Raw genomic sequence first — 17,148 nt, forward strand, 5'->3', positions numbered from 1 at the left:
TAAATAGTTGAATTGCCGACATGGCGGAATTGGCAGACGCGCTGCGTTCAGGTCGCAGTGGGGGCAACCCCGTGCAGGTTCGAATCCTGTTGTCGGCACTATTGAATTTCGATTCATTTCATACTAATGCTTCAAATGCTGTTATATCAGTATTTGAAGCATTTTTTATTTCAAAAATGTTCATATCATTTCACATAGAAGGTCAAAAACAAGCTTTTAACAAGTCTAGCAGATTTATCGGAAGAATCGAACCAAAATTATTTCATTTAATTCAATAAAAAAAGTAAGCGCTTCCATTTAATGGTGCTATAATCAACCTATACATGAAATGGGGGCACCAATTATGAAGGTAAATATTTTTGATTCAGAACGGACGGCAACGTATGTCGACATCAAAGACAACAGCCACAAGCAATTAACGTTAATGAATTTTACGATTGATGGGGTGACATATCCACAGCTCAATGGGAATAGGGTTGGGAATGAAGTCGCAAAGGGCTATTCGCTTGTTTTTCGGACCCAACCACATGGTGAGGTCAGTATCAATGGCAGCTCAGTTACCTTGAAAGATGAAAAAGGGATTGAGTTTGATGCATTTACGACGGCCGATTTAGTATCAGTTGAGATTGGTATTTTTAAAACGTTAGGGCATTCGGGATTTGGTGGTCCACAAAATAAGTATTGGACATTTGTGTATTTTGAGTTGGCTGATAAAGAATATTATTTTGTTAACTTGGCAACCGATCTTAGCCTTAAACTGCTGAATAGTGATCTTTTTAACGGAATTAAAGTAGTTGATTCTTTAAATTTAAAAGCAATTGAGGGTTCTTTGAATGAACTCGAATTGACGAAAATCTTTAATGCGCAGTATGAACAGATGATTGTTGGCACTGAATATCCAAAATTCATGAAGATGTTAGGAACCGCAATGTAGGTATTAGAACAATAATGCATAGATAACCTTACTATCGCGGCTCTGTGTCAAATTCTGTTGGTAGGACTATTTTGGAACTAGAATCTTAATGGATTCTGGTTCCTTTTTTGTTTATTTTGCGAGGATGGAACGGAGTGACATATGAGCCAAATAAATGGAGATTGGGACATCTTAAAAAATCTGACGGATTCGCCAGAGTAAGTGAGCCATATTTTTGTAACCACACGAGTTACGTTTAAGCTGTTTGATTTTGTGGTTCATACCTTCAACGCGTCCATTTGAATAGTTCGAGGTGATGCTGTTTTGAATTCCCTTATAATTCTTGGCGAAAGTCGAAATTGCGCTGTCCATATCGTTTCCCATAATCGTGTAATGAGTGATGATGTCTTCGAAACCTGATAAATCTTTGTTATGCATTGCTTTCATAATTTCCTGATATGCAGTCCAAACCTGACCAAATTCAGGATATTTCGTCGAAAGACGAATGCCAATCGCTTGTTCTTGTGTTAGATATTCATTAATTCCACGCATGTAATAAGGTTTCGTTTTTTCGAGATCCTCATACATCATGTGGAAGATTTTCCATTGACTCTTCATGATTTTATAGGCTCGATTATTTTGTTTATCATCAATGCGTTTTTGAATGTTCTTACGAACACTATCCAAGGCGTTACCGATACGCTGAGCGATATGGAAGCCGTCGATAATGATTTCTGCGTTCGGAAATAAGAACTTAATGAAACTGGCGTATTGAGCGTTCATATCCATGACAACGTGCTTAACACGCTTCCGATTAGCTAGTGAAAATCCAAGAAAATATTGTTTGATTGTTTTGGTTAGTCGATTGGGCAGTACTTCAAATTGCTTGATTGAAGTGGCATCACACCAAATAAAGCTAAACTGATCATTGGCTGAGCGGAACTCATCCATGGAAATAGCTTCGGGTAATTGTTGTTTAAAATTGTATTGATACTTGTATTGTCCGCCTTCGTATATTGCGTCATATTCGATTCGTTGTACAGAATTAGGTGAGATATGAAGGTGCTTAGCTACAGTTTTTTCTGTCATCATATCTTCGTTTAGATTCTGTTTTACGATTACTTTCGTGTTTCGTGAAATTTGGCAGTTCTTTTCGAAGTCGGATGACGCTGCTGTAAATGTATTACCACAATTCTTACAGTGAAAACGTTGTTTACGCAGCGCTAAGCGCACATCCCACAAGCTCGTGCCAGTGAGTCGCATCTCGGTTGAAGTCCACCCCCAGTGCTCGACGCAATCACGAAAACCACAGTCACTGCATCGGCTAACGGAATAGGTTAAATTAGCGGTATAAATTAAGCATTTATGTCGCTTGTCTCCGCGACCACGATAATCAAAATAGTTCCATTCTCCTGCTTCATTGTCGGTAAAATGGATGTTTTTATCTTTTAAATTTAACTCACGTAAGATACAATTGTCTTGGGACATAATAAATAACCTCGCATACTTTTTGATTTTTGTCGGTTGGAACGTGGTGATGGACATTTAATATGTCCTTTTTGTTTTGTACATAATTATCTATTCTAGGCTCATCTGTCGCTTTGCTCCACCCTCGCGAAGAACATAAAAAACTGCTGACGGATTTCTCCACCAACAGTAAAAAGTATAGAGCCACTATCGCGGGATGGTGAGGTTTTTGTTTGGTCAAAATAATTGGATTTTGATTTGGAAAAATCAGAATCAAGGACGTACACTGCAAACCATATTTACTAAAACATAATATCAAGTGATATAGCATAAACAACTATCAATGATGTAACCGTTTACATTATTTTGCGGAAATTCAACGTAACTTCACAATTATCTGCTAAGCTAAACGTATTAAGCACAGTTTAAGTCAGTGAAAAGGTGGGGTAATGCATGGCAGAAAAAGTAGTCTTTTTAGATATTGATGGTACATTGGTTGATTATGATGGGACGCTACCGGCGTCAGCACATGAAGCTGTTCAAACAGCGCGGGCGAATGGGCATAAAGTGTTTATGGTCACTGGCCGTTCCGGCGCCGAAATCTATCCATATTTGTGGGAAATTGGTTTTGATGGTTATATCGGTGGTAATGGGGTGTACATTGAAGCCAACAAACAAGTGATTAAGCACCAAGTGATTTCAGTTCCTGATACTGAACAAGCGATTGCCTGGTTAGATCAGCACGATATTGGTTATTATTTAGAAGCAAATAGTGGCTTGTATGCGAGTGATAACTTTATTCATAAAGTAGGTGAATTACTGTATGACGGGGATACACCAGCGAATCAAGCTAAATTCAAAAAAATCATGCCGGATTTGATTTATGGTGCCGATATGCATCGTGATGATTTAAATAAAATTAGTTTCATTTTGAATACGCAAGCGGATTATGCGGCAGCCAAAAATGCTTTTCCTCAATTTGATGTTGGTCATTGGAGTGCGCTAGGTGAATACAAGGAATTTGGAGATTTTGGCCAAAAAGGTGTGGATAAAGCTAATGCCATTGCTGAAATGATGACGGACTTGAACTTAACGGCCGATGAATCATTTGCGTTTGGGGATGCTGAAACTGATTTACCAATGATGGCATTGTGCACATATGGTGTGGCGATGGGGAATTCCAAGCAACACATTAAGGATGAAGCCGATTACGTGACGAGTGGTGTAATGGAAGATGGACTTGCTGAAGCTTTCGCCCACTTTGGGTTAATCTAAGTTATAATAATTAGGAATAAAACACACAGTGTCAGTTGATGCTGTGTTTTAGTTTGAAATCCAATAACAACTTATCGAGGAAGTGGTAAACATGTCAGTAGCTGTCCCTATTATTATTTTTGTACTCGCAATTATTGTATTTATCAGCGCGTGGAAACGTTATCCAATGGGAATTCTTTATATGCCAACCGACTTACGGTCATACGGTATCAAAGTCATTCCAACGGCAATTTTGACTATCATCTTAGTTTTCATGATTTTTATAAGTCGGTTTGAGCATACAAGCGTAACAGTTTCGTATACGATTGCGGGGATGGCATTTTTGATGTTTTCCGTTAATTTATACTTGATGCTTAGTGAACGGCAACGCCAACATGAAATCGAAGTCGCCAATGAATTATCAAATGAAGATGTCCAAAACGAAGTCATCCAATAATGGGTGGCTTTTTTGAGGTTTTCGATGATTGATGCCAAGAATAAAATCAGGCAATTGACGTGGCTTTTTAAGGCTCTAGTTTATTGATAAAATTGATTTTTAGGAGGTATATCCAACTGATCGAATGTTTAATATTTCATCCGACATGATAGATTATAATTTGGAAACTAGATTAATTACAATCACAATTCCGCTCGATTACATGCGAGATGGCGGGTTTAATACTGATGCTATGAACCCTTTCCTCAGGGTGTCACGACAAGGAAAGCAAGTTGACGATGTTTGGCTCAATTAAAAATTCCCGATGTTTTCATGCAAGGGTTTAAGTCAGCATACTAAGACTCAATTCCCAACAACGAGCACCACAGCCCAGTAGCGGCTGTGGTGTTTTTTGCTTTATTCTTTCTGACGTGGGATTCTGTATTTTTGTTCAAGAGTACTCACGTATCACGGAATATACCTTTGGCACTGGTTTGAGTACATCACAAAATAAGTTCGATTGCTCTTTAATTCCAGTAAGGTGGAAATCGGGATTATTAGCGTGCGACGAGAAATACCAAAACAAGCGGGGCTGAAATTAATTCGAAAAAATGCTAGAATACTACTATTACACTACAAAATGAAAAGGCGATGCGCATGGCAAAAACAGTAAAAGAAACCCCAATGATGCAACAATATAATGCAATCAAGGAAAAATATCCCGATGCGTTTTTGTTCTACCGGTTAGGTGATTTCTATGAATTATTTAATGATGACGCGATTAAAGGGGCTCAACTACTTGAACTGACCTTGACCACGCGCAATAAGAACGCTGACAATCCCATCCCCATGGCCGGTGTACCACACCATGCGGCGCAAAACTATATCGATATTTTAGTTGATCAAGGCTATAAAGTTGCGATTGTCGAACAGATGGAAGACCCGAAGCTCGCTGAAGGTATGGTTAAGCGTGACGTAGTTCAGTTAGTGACACCAGGAACTAAGATGGATACTGGTAGTGCCGATGCCAAAAAGAATAATTACATTACAGCATTGACCAGTGTCGGGGATGAATTTGGCTTAGCGTATGCTGACTTATCAACCGGTGAATTGAAGGCAACGGTTTTAGCTTCGACTGACAGCGTGATTAATGAGGTCATGAACTTACAGGCCAAAGAAATTGTGGTGGATAACTCAATCACTGATGATTTCATCGCAACCTTGAAGAAACTCGGCTTACTGATTTCTAGCCAAGCAGACATTGTGACTACCGCTGAGTTGAGCTACCTTAGTCAAGACTTAACGCGCGATTTGGAAAAACAAGCAGTGGGGCACTTAGTTACGTATTTGACGGTTACGCAAAAACGTTCACTGGATCACCTCCAAAAAGTCGTGTCATATGAACCAGCATTTTTCTTGAAAATGGATCATAATAGTCGGTACAATTTGGAATTAGCACAAAATATTCGAACCGGTAAAAAGCAAGGGACACTGTTGTGGTTACTGGATGAAACTAAGACTGCAATGGGTGGTCGGATGTTGAAGCAATGGTTAGACCGGCCATTGATTGACCGCACCCAAATTGAAGCACGTCAGGCTAAAGTTAGTCAATTATTGGACAATTATTTTGAACGCGCAAGTTTACAAGACGAGTTAGTTAAAGTATACGATTTAGAACGACTGGCTGGGCGGGTCGCATTTGGTTCCGTGAACGGGCGCGATATGGTGCAACTAAAGAGTAGTTTATTACAAGTTCCTAAGTTGCAAGCCGTGTTAGCCAATCTGGATAACCAAGTGTTCAATGCGTTGACGGAAAAGCTTGATCCAGTTGCCGATGTTGCTGAGTTAATTGAGGCGGCGATAACCGATGAACCACCACTGTCTGTTACCGATGGGGGTATCATCAAGGACAACTATTCAGAAAAACTGGATCAATACCGTGATGTCATGAAAAACGGTAAACAATGGCTAGCCGAATTGGAAACCAAAGAACGTGAAGCGACAGGCATTAATGGCTTAAAAATTGGTTACAATCGTGTCTTTGGTTACTATATTGAAGTTACTAAATCAAATATTGCCAAGCTTGATCCGAATCGTTATGAACGCAAACAAACGTTAACCAATGCGGAACGCTTCAGCACGCCTGAACTAAAGGAACGCGAAGCTTTAATTTTAGAAGCCCAAGAAAAATCAACGGTGCTAGAATACGAAATCTTTGCACAAGTTCGTGATGTGGTTAAAGCCGCCATCACACGGTTACAAGCCCTTGCGAAAGCAATTGCCGAACTCGATGTCCTGCAAAGTTTTGCGGTCGTAGCTGAAACGTATCATTTTGTGAAACCATTGTTCACGAAGGGGCATGATTTGGATATTACCCAAGGCCGGCACCCCGTAGTTGAAAAAGTTCTGGGCCGCCAAAGTTATGTACCAAATGACGTCGTAATGCCAACGGATGAAACCATTATGTTAATCACCGGACCTAATATGTCAGGTAAATCGACATACATGCGCCAGTTAGCATTAATTGTAATTTTGGCGCAAATGGGTTCATTTGTGCCTGCTGAAGCGGCCACCATGCCGATTTTTGATCAAATTTTCACGCGTATTGGTGCGGCTGATGATTTGATCTCGGGGAACTCAACATTCATGGTGGAAATGGCTGAGGCCAACAATGCCTTGAAAAACGCCACCGATAAATCATTGATTCTTTTTGATGAATTAGGTCGTGGAACGGCAACTTACGACGGGATGGCACTTGCCCAAGCGATTATTGAGTTTGTGCATAATAACGTACACGCCAAAACCTTGTTTAGCACGCACTACCACGAATTGACGGTTTTAGCTGATGAATTACCTCAATTACAAAATGCCCACGTGGGTGCAATTGAACAGAATGGGAACCTTGTCTTCCTTCACAAGATGGAAGCTGGTCCAGCCGATCAAAGTTACGGGATTAATGTGGCTAAATTAGCTGGCATGCCTAATGTGCTGTTGCAACGGGCATCAACAATTTTAGAGCATCTCGAAGATAGTGCTAATGAGTTGCCAATGAGTTCTGCCACAGTTGAAGTTGAATCAGTGGCAGTTGAACCGGTAGTTGCGGTCGTAAACACACCGGAACCCCAACCAGTCCATGATGAGCAGCTTGCATTATTTAGCGATGAAGTAGTTGATCCTAAAAATGCGGCTGTTATCAATGAACTTAAGGGTGTTAATCTTGCAATGATGACACCACTTGAAGCGATGAATAAACTGTTTGAATTACAACAAAAATTATAATTTTAGACACGATTAGTCCCAGATACTGATTTATTTTGCGCCGCTAGTTTCAGGGTACTTTCAAGTTAGTGGCGTAACTGTTAGCACACGAGATGACTAATCAAGCCTAAATTAATTACTGAAAAAATGGCAAGTTGAAATTAGATTACCGACAAAGGAGCGTTTATGGCTAAAATTCATGAATTATCAACGATCCTTGCCGACCAAATTGCGGCAGGTGAAGTTGTTGAACGGCCAGCTTCGGTCGTTAAAGAGTTACTGGAAAATGCGTTGGATGCCCATGCCACCCAAATTGATATCTTATTGGAAGAAGCAGGCGTCAAGTCAATTCAGATTGTTGATAATGGCGATGGGATTGACTCTGAAGATGTGCCAGTTGCATTTCGCCGGCACGCAACTTCTAAGATTCACGACCGCCAAGATTTATTTAAGATTAGAACTCTCGGTTTTCGCGGGGAAGCCCTACCTAGTATTGCCTCAGTTGCAGATGTTCGGTTAGTGACTTCTACGGGCGCTGGTGCCGGTGATGAATTACACATTAGCGGCGGTGAAATTAAGGAACAAAAATCAGCGGCAGCACGCAAAGGAACGGACATTACCGTCAGTGATTTGTTCTTTAATACACCGGCGCGCTTGAAGTATTTACGGTCGCAAGCAACGGAACTCTCCAAGATTGTCGACATTGTCAATCGATTGGCAATGAGCTATCCGGATGTAACTTTCCACTTGTCACACAATGGCAAGGACTTATTGCGCACGGCTGGAAATGGTGACTTAAAGCAAGTTTTCGCAGATGTGTATGGTATACAAAATGCCCGCAAAATGCTGGCAATTAATGGTAGCGATAATGATTTTACGATTGATGGTTATGTGTCATTACCAGAATTAACACGCGCATCTCGTGAATACATTTCGGTCTTGATTAATGGTCGTTACATCAAAAATTTTGCCATTACTAAAGCGCTAATTAAAGGGTATGGCTCAAAGCTGATGGTTGGCCGGTTCCCAATGGCGGTCATCAATATTAAAATGGATCCGCTCTTGGTCGACGTAAATGTCCACCCCACCAAGCAAGAGGTCCGGTTGAGCAAAGAAGCTGAACTGGCGGAATTATTGACACGTTTGGTGAGCGAAAAACTTGGTTCGATTAATTTGATGCCAGATGGTTACCAGAATTTAATGGAACACGCGAAGGCTGAAGAAACACCGCAGCTTAATACGAGTGATGCCCAAGCAACCGTCTCAGAAAATTTGCCAGTCGATTTCTTGACGCAATTGAATCAAGCATCAGCGAAGTACACATTAGGAACTCGTGATGGTGCTCACCTGCAAAAAGATAAGCCCACAAGTTTGCCAGATGCCTTACCAAGTGATGCAACGGTGCAACCAATTGTGGTAAAAACGCGTGCCGAGTTAGCTTCAGCGCGGGTAAAATCATTTGCAACACGCTATGCAGATGAAAAAATCACAGCATTCGGAGCCAAAAGTGCACCAATTGCTCAAGCACAAACGGAAATCGATTTACATGTGATGCCTGAAAATTTGAGTACAATGGCGGAAAATGAGCAAACGAATGGTGGTGAGCGCTTCCCTGATTTACAATATATCGGGCAAATGTTTGGGACGTTTTTGTTTGCGCAGGGACCAGCCGGATTGTATCTGATTGATCAGCACGCAGCGCAAGAGCGAGTTAAGTATGAATATTATCGTGAAGAAATCGGTAAAGTCGCAACTGACCAACAACGCTTGTTAGTACCACTGGTATTGGATTACCCAATGGTGGACGCGATTAAGTTACGCGATCATGAACATGAGTTGGAGGCGGTCGGTTTGTACTTGGAACCATTTGGGGATAATACATTTGTCGTGAAGCAACACCCCACATGGTTTGTGGAAGGACAAGAAGAAGCCACTATCCGTGAAATGGTTGATTGGCTTTTACGCGATGGCAGTTTAACCGTTGCGCAATTCCGTGAAAGAACGGCCATTATGATGAGTTGTAAAAGGTCAATTAAAGCGAACTGGCACCTTGATGATTTACAGGCCAAAGCATTAATTACCCAACTAGCCACAACCCAAAATCCGTTTAATTGCCCACATGGTCGCCCAGTCGTAGTCACATTCTCACTGACTGATATGGAAAAAATGTTTAAGCGCATTCAAGATTCCCACGAATCATGGGTTGAATATGATAACCACCCTTATTAGTTTAGGAAAACTGGCTAACGGAGTGGAAGTTCGATGTAACGTTGACCTTGCCTTGTGGTGGTAATAAAACGCAGTTTCAGATTAACAAGGTCAATATTATTTTAGTGGCACAAACGTTCGTATGTTTGTGTTACTATGGTACATAGAAAATTTTTACGAGGAGCTTGCATATGTATGAGTATTTAAAAGGTTCAATTACCGATGTGATGCCTACCCACGTGGTAGTTGAAGTCGGTGGGATTGGCTATAAGTTATTTACAGCGAACCCATATCGTTACGCGCTAGACGCAGTGGTAACGATTTATGTTGAGCAAATTGTGCGTGAAAATGAAATCTCACTGTATGGTTTTTTCGATGCAACTGAGAAAATGCTCTTTAATAAGTTACTTAATGTTTCTGGGATTGGACCTAAGTCAGGCTTAGCAATCTTGGCTAATGCTGATCATGGCTCTTTAATTGCAGCAGTTGAAAGTGAGAACGTTGATTACTTGGTTAAATTCCCAGGAATTGGTAAGAAGACGGCGCAACAAATTGTCCTCGATTTGAAGGGGAAACTTGAAGATATTCCTGGCGTTAAACCAGACCTGTTCAACGAAGCAATGGAATTACCAAATGATACACAAGCATTAAATGATGCCTTAGCAGCGCTGGAAGCATTGGGTTATGGTAAACCAGATATCAAACGCGTCCAAAAACAATTAGCGAAGTTACCACAAACTGATACGCAAAGCTATTTGAGTGAAGGCTTAAAGCTATTAGTGGGTTAGGTACTGGCGTAACTACGTGCATATTCAGTAAGGTGTGCAATTTAGAATAAAGAAATAAAAAATACAGTGAACACGAGTAATTATTGCGTGATAACGGCGAATAAGCTGAACTGAGAAAGGGTGCGATTATGGATGAGTATGAAGATGAAAATATATTAACGGGAGCTGTCCAGGATTTGGGTGAAGTGTCACTTGAAAAATCATTGCGACCACAATATTTATCGCAATATATTGGGCAGCAAGCAGTTAAGGATGAATTGAGTGTATATATTCAGGCGGCTAAAGCGCGTTCTGAATCACTCGACCACGTCTTATTATATGGACCACCTGGGCTTGGGAAAACCACATTAGCGATGGTGATTGCTAATGAAATGCAAGTCGGCATTAAAACGACTTCTGGACCAGCCATTGAAAAGCCTGGTGATTTGATTGCATTATTGAATGAATTAGAAGCCGGTGATATTTTATTTATTGATGAAATCCACCGTCTGCCAACACAAGTTGAAGAAATGTTGTATTCGGCGATGGAAGATTTCTTTGTCGATATTGTGATTGGTCAAGGTCCAACTGCCCATCCAGTCCATTTTCCACTGCCACCGTTTACATTAATTGGGGCAACAACCCGCGCGGGGATGCTATCAGCGCCACTGCGTGATCGTTTTGGAATTGTTGCGCACATGGAATATTATACGGTGAGTGATCTCGAAGAAATCGTCAAGCGAACGGCGGGAATCTTCGATACAACAATTGTTGAATCTGGTGCTCATGAAATTGGTCGACGCTCACGGGGGACACCGCGGATTGCTAACCGATTATTCAAACGGATTCGGGACTTTGCTCAAGTGGCAGATAAAACGGCAATTGACCGTGAAATAGTTGACTATGCCTTAAAATTATTGCATGTGGATAGTGAAGGCTTGGATGCAACGGATGTCAAATTATTAACGACAATGATTGAGCAATATCATGGTGGACCAGTTGGAATTAGTGCTTTAGCAGCTAATATTGGTGAAGAAGCCGAAACCCTGGAATCAATGTATGAACCATATCTGATGCAGATTGGCTTCTTACAGCGGACACCACGTGGTCGAGTAGTAGCTGGGATTGCCTATCAGCACCTTGGCTTTGCTTGGTCTGAAGAAGAATAGTACTAACATGGAATAGAAAGAAGTATAAAAATGGGATACCAACTTGAAGATTTTGACTACGATTTGCCACATGAATTAATCGCCCAAACACCTTTGAAGCAACGTGATTCTTCGCGCTTGTTGGTGTTGGACCACGAAACTGGGGCATACGAAGATAAGCACTTTTATGATATTTTAGCTGAATTAAACCCTGGTGATGCCGTGGTAATGAATAATTCCCGCGTTTTACCTGCGCGTTTGCACGGTGAAAAACCAGAAACGCACGGTCACGTTGAAGTGTTGTTATTGAACAATACGGAAGGTGATACTTGGGAAACTTTAATTAAACCTGCCAAAAAATTCCCAGTGGGTCAAGAAATTAAATTTGGGAATGGTGAATTGACGGCGATTGTGACCGAAGAACTTGAACATGGTGGCCGGATGGTCGAATTTCATTACGACGGCATTTTCTTAGAAATTTTGGAAGCGTTGGGTGAAATGCCATTACCACCATACATCAAAGAAAAACTTGCGGATCAAGAACGTTACCAAACGGTTTATTCAAAGGTCAACGGTTCTGCTGCTGCCCCAACCGCTGGTTTGCACTGGACGCCAGAATTATTGGCTAAAGTTGAAGCTAAGGGTGTTAAGTTAGTTGAATTAACATTACACGTTGGTTTAGGGACATTCCGCCCAGTTGAAGAAGAAAACATCGAAGACCACAAGATGCACAGTGAATTTTACCAATTAAGCCAAGAAGCCGCTGATACTTTGAATGAAGTGCATGCGAACGGTGGCCGTGTCATTGCCACCGGAACAACATCAATTCGGACATTAGAAACAATCGGGACGAAGTTCAATGGTAAGTTACAAGCTGATTCAGGATGGACTGAAATCTTCATCAAGCCAGGCTACCAATGGACAACCGTTGATGCTTTCATCACTAATTTCCACTTACCAAAATCAACGTTGGTGATGTTAGTGGCTGCCTTTACTGGGCGTGAAAACATCTTGAACGCTTACCAACACGCCATTGATGAAAAATACCGTTTCTTTAGTTTTGGCGATGCAATGTTTGTTAAGTAATTTTAGTTAGTTTGGCGATTTAGCAATGTTGACATACAAAAAGGGAGTTTAGATTAAATGACAGAACCTGCGATTAAATATCGTTTGATCCACGAGGACAAACATACCGGCGCGCGGTTGGGTGAAATTATCACGCCTCACGGTACGTACCCAACACCAATGTTTATGCCGGTTGGTACACAAGCATCTGTGAAGAATATTTCTACCCGAGAACTCAAAGAAATGGGTGCCGAATTTATCTTAGGGAACACTTACCACTTGTGGTTACGACCAGGGGATGAATTAATTGCCGAAGCTGGTGGGCTACACAAATTCATGAATTGGGATCAACCAATCTTAACCGATTCTGGCGGTTTCCAAGTCTTCTCATTGGCCGGCAATCGGTCAATTAAAGAAGAAGGGGTTACTTTTAAGAACCACTTGAACGGTGACACGATGTTCCTTTCACCAGAAAAGGCGATGAGTATCGAAAATAATCTTGGTTCAGATGTTATGATGAGCCTAGATGAAGCTATTCCATACTTTGAGACTTATGATTATGTCAAAAATTCAGTTGAACGGACGTCCCGTTGGGCTGAACGTGGCCTCAATGCGCACCGTCGTCCTGAAGACCAAGGTCTATTTGGGATTGTCCAAGGAGCAGGATTCAAGAGCTTGCGTAAACAATCCGCTGCTGATTTAGTTTCAATGGACTTCCCCGGTTACGCGGTGGGCGGGTTGTCAGTTGGTGAATCAAAAGTTGAAATGAATCGTGTCCTTGATTTCACCACGCCACTTTTACCTGCTGATAAGCCACGTTATTTGATGGGGGTTGGCTCGGCTGATTCCTTGATTGATGGTGCCATGCGTGGGATTGATATGTTTGACTGTGTTTTGCCAACGCGGATTGCGCGTAAAGGAACTTTGATGACCCACCATGGTCGCTTAGTTGTTAAGAACGGTAAGTATAAGGCTGATTTCCGGCCAATCGACGATGAATGTGATTGCTATGTGTGCCAAAACTATACCCGTGCGTACTTACGGCATTTGTTTAACGCAAATGAATTGCATGGGCAAAACTTGGCGTCATATCATAATTTGTACTTCTTGTTGAAAATGATGGAAGATTTACGGACGGCGATTGCCAATGACCAAGTCCTAGAATTCCGTGAAATGGTCTTTGCCCAATATGGCTTTGATCAAGTAAATGCGCGAAATTTCTAAAAATGTCCAATTCAAGCCGTTTCGCTTGACTTAAATTGTGAATTTCCTGTGAATATCACGACATGGCGCGGTTTTTACGGTACAATATTAGTTATAGAAAAATGCTGGTAATGCAATACAGCTGAAAAAGGAGTACTAACAACTATGGGTACAATGCAAATTATTATTATGGTCGTCTTGTTTGGTGGAATGTTCTTCATGATGAACCGCTCACAAAAGAAGCAACGTGATGCCCGCACACAAATGGTCGACAACATGCAACCAGGCGCGCGCGTAGTGACAATTGGTCGCATGCACGGTGTCGTTGAATCAGTAAATAAGGCCGACAAGACCTTTGTACTTGACGCTGATGGTGTTTATTTCACCTTCGACCTTGACGGTGTAGCTCGCGTTGTACCTGCTGAATCATCAGTAGAAGCTGCAACAACTGACGAACCAGTTGAAGTTGATGCCGAAATCACTGACGTCGACACAGACGCTACTAGCGATATCGCTAGTGGTGAAGACAACAAGTAAGCATAATTAAAGGATTACAAACTTAATGTTTGTGGTCCTTTTTATTTTGTGTTGGCTTCAAAGCACCACGGCTCTATTTCGTATGACGTGGGATTGAATAGACCTGGCCACTACGTGCCGGTAAATTACTTGGCGCACCACGCTAGAAGCAGCCTCCCAAGCCAAAGTGCGGTCTTGAGAAGTTCGGATAAGCTGGGAGTCTAAGGAATAAATTCCTAAGACTCCTCATCTTATCCTCAGCGGAAATATGTGCTGCACACATATTCCCCCAGTCGCAGTGTAAAGGCTACGCCCGCCAAGTAATTTACCGGCACTCCGTTAGTTAGGTATAATGCTCCAACTAGTGAATACAATTACCATTCACAGACCTCAGTAGTATGGAAAATACAGTGACAATATAACCTGAGTAATTCGATGATTGAAGAGTACAGAAACGACAATCCTGCGCTAGAATAAATAGAACATTTATGTCGTGTTGCATCGCAGCGTCGGCTTTAAAGCAACACGATGGTTAGATAAAAACCGAACAAGTGTTTTAAAAATGGGTTAAATGCGTTAAAATTATTAAGCATGATTAAGGCAACTAATGGAGTCGCTTTTTTCAGATTCTTGGCTAGCTGAGCCAAACAATACATAAATATCTGAATTGAAGGGCGAACTTAGATGGAAATTCCTTTACATATTGATACAAGCCGGAAGATTATTCATGTTGATATGGATGCATTTTATGCGCAAATTGAAATGCGTGATGATCCAAGTCTCAGAGATAAGCCGTTGATTTTAGCACGGGATCCCAAACTAACCGGTGGACGAGGGGTCGTGGCGACGGCCAATTATGTTGCCCGTGAACTTGGCGTACACTCAGCCATGAGTTCAGCTGAGGCAAAAAAGCTCGCACCAAATGGTATTTTTTTAACGCCAAACTTTGATAAGTATCGGGAAGCCTCGGCCCAAGTTCATGAAATTTTTCATGAATATACGGATATTGTCGAACCGATTGCTTTTGATGAAGCGTACTTGGATGTGACTGAGAATAAGAAACACATCGAGAGTGCCGTGGAATTAGCGCATGAGTTACAGCAAGAAATCTGGGCAAAACTGCACCTAACTAGTTCAACTGGGGTGAGTTATAACAAGTTTATCGCAAAGTTAGCTTCGGAATATAATAAACCAGCGGGAGCAACATTTGTCCTACCTGGTGATGCGGTGGCGTTTTTAAGTCAGCTACCGATTGAAGATTTTCGTGGCGTTGGTAAAAAGACCGTGCCAATAATGCACGAGTTAGGGATTATGACTGGGGCTGATTTATTGAAACGCTCAGAAAGTGAGTTGATGCAAAAATTTGGTAAGTTAGGCTACCAATTGTATCGACGTGTTCGTGGGAGTGATGATCGACCTGTCGAATGGCAACGTGAACGCAAGTCAATTGGTAAGGAAGAAACGTTTAATCACGAATTAGCTACCCAACAAGCGGTGGATACCGAATTTAAAATCATTGTGGAAAAACTAGTGGCAAGTTTAAAACGCCATCAACGACATGGTAAAACACTCGTGGTGAAAGTCCGCTATAGTGATTTTGAAACCGTAACTAAACGGGTGACACAGACTGATTTCTATCCCGTTGATGTGGCGCAAATTTTATTCGCAGCGCAAGGAATATTTGAAGAAATTGGGGGCATTGAAAAGCCAATTCGATTACTAGGGGTGACAATGACGACCCTCGCACCCCTTGAATTTGAAAATATTAGCTTACCACTTTTTGAACGAAATGATAGAAATCTTGAAAACTAGCGCAAAATTCCCATTGAAACGCCCGAAGTAGCGTAAAATAGGGTATACTAATTGCTTAGTGTGCTCATTGGTTACTATTGATTCCTAAGTGTTTGGAATTTAAGTAGCAGAGAACCGTATTATAGAAAAGAGAAATCGCATGACCGTGCAAGAACAAATAATTGCTAAAATCCAAGAATACGATACGATTATCATTCATCGCCACCAACGACCAGATCCTGATGCTTTTGGTTCACAAGTTGGTTTAGCTGAAGTAATCCGTAATTCTTTCCCAGATAAGAAAGTTTATACCGTCGGGAAAACAGTGCCTGGTTTGGCATGGATTGCCCAAATGGATGAAATTCCTGATGAAGCGTACGATGACGCGCTCGTCATTATTACCGATACTGCCAACGCACCGCGAATTGATGACCGTCGCTTCGATTACGGTGTTGAAACAATCAAGATAGATCACCATCCAAACGATGAACCATATGGGGATTTGCAATGGATTATCGCTGGTGCAAGTTCAACTTCAAGCATGATTTATGAACTAGCTGAAGCATCAAATGGTGTGTTAAAACTTAATGATGAAGCAGCGCGCGTGATGTATGCCGGCATCGTCGGTGATACTGGCCGCTTCTTATATTCAACTGATAGTGAAACTATGCGGGTAGTGTCAGAATTATTTAAGTATGATTTTGATATTATTGCGGTTAACCAAACCCTAGATTCGATCAGTGAAGCAGCAGCTAAGTTATCAGGTTATGTTTTCGAACACATCACAATTCTGGATTCAGGTGTGGCCTACATGGTCTTATCAAATGAATTGGTGGCTTCCTTTGAACTTGGTGATGCGGGAACTGCTTTTGTGGTTCCGCTACCAGGACGAATTGATTCCATCAAAACTTGGGTCATTTTTGAAGAACAAGATGACCATAGTTATCGCGTTCGGTTGCGGTCAAAAGGTATTACAATTAACAAAATTGCGCGCCATCACGATGGTGGGGGTCACCCATTAGCTTCAGGGGCCCGGGCACGTGATATGGATGAAGTGAATGATATTATTGATGAACTGGATCGTGCAGTTCGTCGGGCGAATAAATAAGCACGTTTAAAAAA

General features: G+C 41.6%; 13 protein-coding genes and 1 tRNA gene. 13 read left to right on the plus strand and 1 reads right to left on the minus strand.

From position 1 onward, the window contains the following. Positions 1 to 14: 14 nt before the first annotated feature. Both EQG49_RS10015 and EQG49_RS10020 read left to right on the plus strand, forming a co-directional pair. A tRNA-Leu gene (locus EQG49_RS10015) sits at positions 15 to 98 on the plus strand. Positions 99 to 343: 245 nt separating this feature from the next. Then, positions 344 to 934 carry a hypothetical protein gene (locus tag EQG49_RS10020; protein WP_133363848.1) on the plus strand — a complete coding sequence of 197 codons (591 nt, stop codon included), beginning with the start codon at positions 344 to 346 and terminating at the stop codon, positions 932 to 934. A gap of 171 nt (positions 935 to 1,105) precedes the next feature. On the opposite strand, the gene EQG49_RS10025 is transcribed toward EQG49_RS10020, so the two are convergent. Then, positions 1,106 to 2,401 (minus strand): ISL3 family transposase, encoded by a 1,296-nt coding sequence (locus EQG49_RS10025; RefSeq protein WP_165964867.1) that lies wholly within the window; start codon positions 2,399 to 2,401, stop codon positions 1,106 to 1,108. Positions 2,402 to 2,833: 432 nt separating this feature from the next. Here EQG49_RS10025 and EQG49_RS10030 point away from each other — a divergent pair, with 432 nt between their 5' ends. The 11 genes from EQG49_RS10030 to EQG49_RS10080 all read left to right on the plus strand — a co-directional run bounded on the left by EQG49_RS10030 (position 2,834) and on the right by EQG49_RS10080 (position 17,134). Then, positions 2,834 to 3,655 (plus strand): Cof-type HAD-IIB family hydrolase, encoded by an 822-nt coding sequence (locus EQG49_RS10030; protein WP_133363850.1) that lies wholly within the window; start codon positions 2,834 to 2,836, stop codon positions 3,653 to 3,655. 91 nt (positions 3,656 to 3,746) lie between these two features. After that, the gene (locus EQG49_RS10035; protein WP_133363851.1) at positions 3,747 to 4,091 is read left to right on the plus strand and encodes a hypothetical protein; all 345 of its coding nucleotides are present in this window, start codon (positions 3,747 to 3,749) and stop codon (positions 4,089 to 4,091) included. Positions 4,092 to 4,727: 636 nt separating this feature from the next. Next, positions 4,728 to 7,349 carry a DNA mismatch repair protein MutS gene (gene mutS, locus EQG49_RS10040; RefSeq protein WP_133363852.1) on the plus strand — a complete coding sequence of 874 codons (2,622 nt, stop codon included), beginning with the start codon at positions 4,728 to 4,730 and terminating at the stop codon, positions 7,347 to 7,349. Between the two features lie 165 nt (positions 7,350 to 7,514). Beyond that, positions 7,515 to 9,557 (plus strand): DNA mismatch repair endonuclease MutL, encoded by a 2,043-nt coding sequence (gene mutL, locus EQG49_RS10045; RefSeq protein WP_133363853.1) that lies wholly within the window; start codon positions 7,515 to 7,517, stop codon positions 9,555 to 9,557. Positions 9,558 to 9,727: 170 nt separating this feature from the next. After that, complete coding sequence (ruvA, locus tag EQG49_RS10050) at positions 9,728 to 10,324, plus strand: Holliday junction branch migration protein RuvA (protein ID WP_133363854.1); 597 nt, start codon at positions 9,728 to 9,730, stop codon at positions 10,322 to 10,324. 128 nt (positions 10,325 to 10,452) lie between these two features. Continuing rightward, positions 10,453 to 11,472: a Holliday junction branch migration DNA helicase RuvB gene (gene ruvB / locus EQG49_RS10055; protein ID WP_133363855.1), complete on the plus strand. Its 1,020-nt coding sequence runs from the start codon at positions 10,453 to 10,455 to the stop codon at positions 11,470 to 11,472. A 30-nt stretch (positions 11,473 to 11,502) separates the two neighbouring features. Beyond that, positions 11,503 to 12,537: a tRNA preQ1(34) S-adenosylmethionine ribosyltransferase-isomerase QueA gene (gene queA / locus EQG49_RS10060; RefSeq protein ID WP_133363856.1), complete on the plus strand. Its 1,035-nt coding sequence runs from the start codon at positions 11,503 to 11,505 to the stop codon at positions 12,535 to 12,537. Between the two features lie 57 nt (positions 12,538 to 12,594). Then, on the plus strand, positions 12,595 to 13,740 hold the full coding sequence (gene tgt, locus EQG49_RS10065) for a tRNA guanosine(34) transglycosylase Tgt (RefSeq protein WP_133363857.1): 1,146 nt from the start codon (positions 12,595 to 12,597) through the stop codon (positions 13,738 to 13,740). 153 nt (positions 13,741 to 13,893) lie between these two features. Then, positions 13,894 to 14,256: a preprotein translocase subunit YajC gene (gene yajC / locus EQG49_RS10070; RefSeq protein WP_165964868.1), complete on the plus strand. Its 363-nt coding sequence runs from the start codon at positions 13,894 to 13,896 to the stop codon at positions 14,254 to 14,256. A 663-nt stretch (positions 14,257 to 14,919) separates the two neighbouring features. Beyond that, on the plus strand, positions 14,920 to 16,047 hold the full coding sequence (gene dinB / locus EQG49_RS10075; RefSeq protein WP_133363859.1) for a DNA polymerase IV: 1,128 nt from the start codon (positions 14,920 to 14,922) through the stop codon (positions 16,045 to 16,047). Between the two features lie 139 nt (positions 16,048 to 16,186). Further along, the gene (locus tag EQG49_RS10080) at positions 16,187 to 17,134 is read left to right on the plus strand and encodes a DHH family phosphoesterase (protein WP_133363860.1); all 948 of its coding nucleotides are present in this window, start codon (positions 16,187 to 16,189) and stop codon (positions 17,132 to 17,134) included. The last annotated feature ends 14 nt before the right edge of the window (positions 17,135 to 17,148 follow it).

It is taken from the genome of Periweissella cryptocerci (assembly GCF_004358325.1).
Lineage (GTDB): Bacteria > Bacillota > Bacilli > Lactobacillales > Lactobacillaceae > Periweissella > Periweissella cryptocerci.

Bases quoted from the DNA above. Each gene is read 5' to 3' on its own strand.
- EQG49_RS10035 (WP_133363851.1), top strand. From the start codon at position 3,747: ATGTCAGTAGCTGTCCCTATTATTATTTTTGTACTCGCAATTATTGTA.
- tgt (WP_133363857.1), top strand. From the start codon at position 12,595: ATGACAGAACCTGCGATTAAATATCGTTTGATCCACGAGGACAAACAT.
- EQG49_RS10025 (WP_165964867.1), bottom strand. From the start codon at position 2,401: ATGTCCCAAGACAATTGTATCTTACGTGAGTTAAATTTAAAAGATAAA.
- mutS (WP_133363852.1), top strand. From the start codon at position 4,728: ATGGCAAAAACAGTAAAAGAAACCCCAATGATGCAACAATATAATGCA.
- ruvA (WP_133363854.1), top strand. From the start codon at position 9,728: ATGTATGAGTATTTAAAAGGTTCAATTACCGATGTGATGCCTACCCAC.
- EQG49_RS10030 (WP_133363850.1), top strand. From the start codon at position 2,834: ATGGCAGAAAAAGTAGTCTTTTTAGATATTGATGGTACATTGGTTGAT.
- EQG49_RS10020 (WP_133363848.1), top strand. From the start codon at position 344: ATGAAGGTAAATATTTTTGATTCAGAACGGACGGCAACGTATGTCGAC.
- mutL (WP_133363853.1), top strand. From the start codon at position 7,515: ATGGCTAAAATTCATGAATTATCAACGATCCTTGCCGACCAAATTGCG.
- yajC (WP_165964868.1), top strand. From the start codon at position 13,894: ATGCAAATTATTATTATGGTCGTCTTGTTTGGTGGAATGTTCTTCATG.
- dinB (WP_133363859.1), top strand. From the start codon at position 14,920: ATGGAAATTCCTTTACATATTGATACAAGCCGGAAGATTATTCATGTT.
- ruvB (WP_133363855.1), top strand. From the start codon at position 10,453: ATGGATGAGTATGAAGATGAAAATATATTAACGGGAGCTGTCCAGGAT.
- queA (WP_133363856.1), top strand. From the start codon at position 11,503: ATGGGATACCAACTTGAAGATTTTGACTACGATTTGCCACATGAATTA.
- EQG49_RS10080 (WP_133363860.1), top strand. From the start codon at position 16,187: ATGACCGTGCAAGAACAAATAATTGCTAAAATCCAAGAATACGATACG.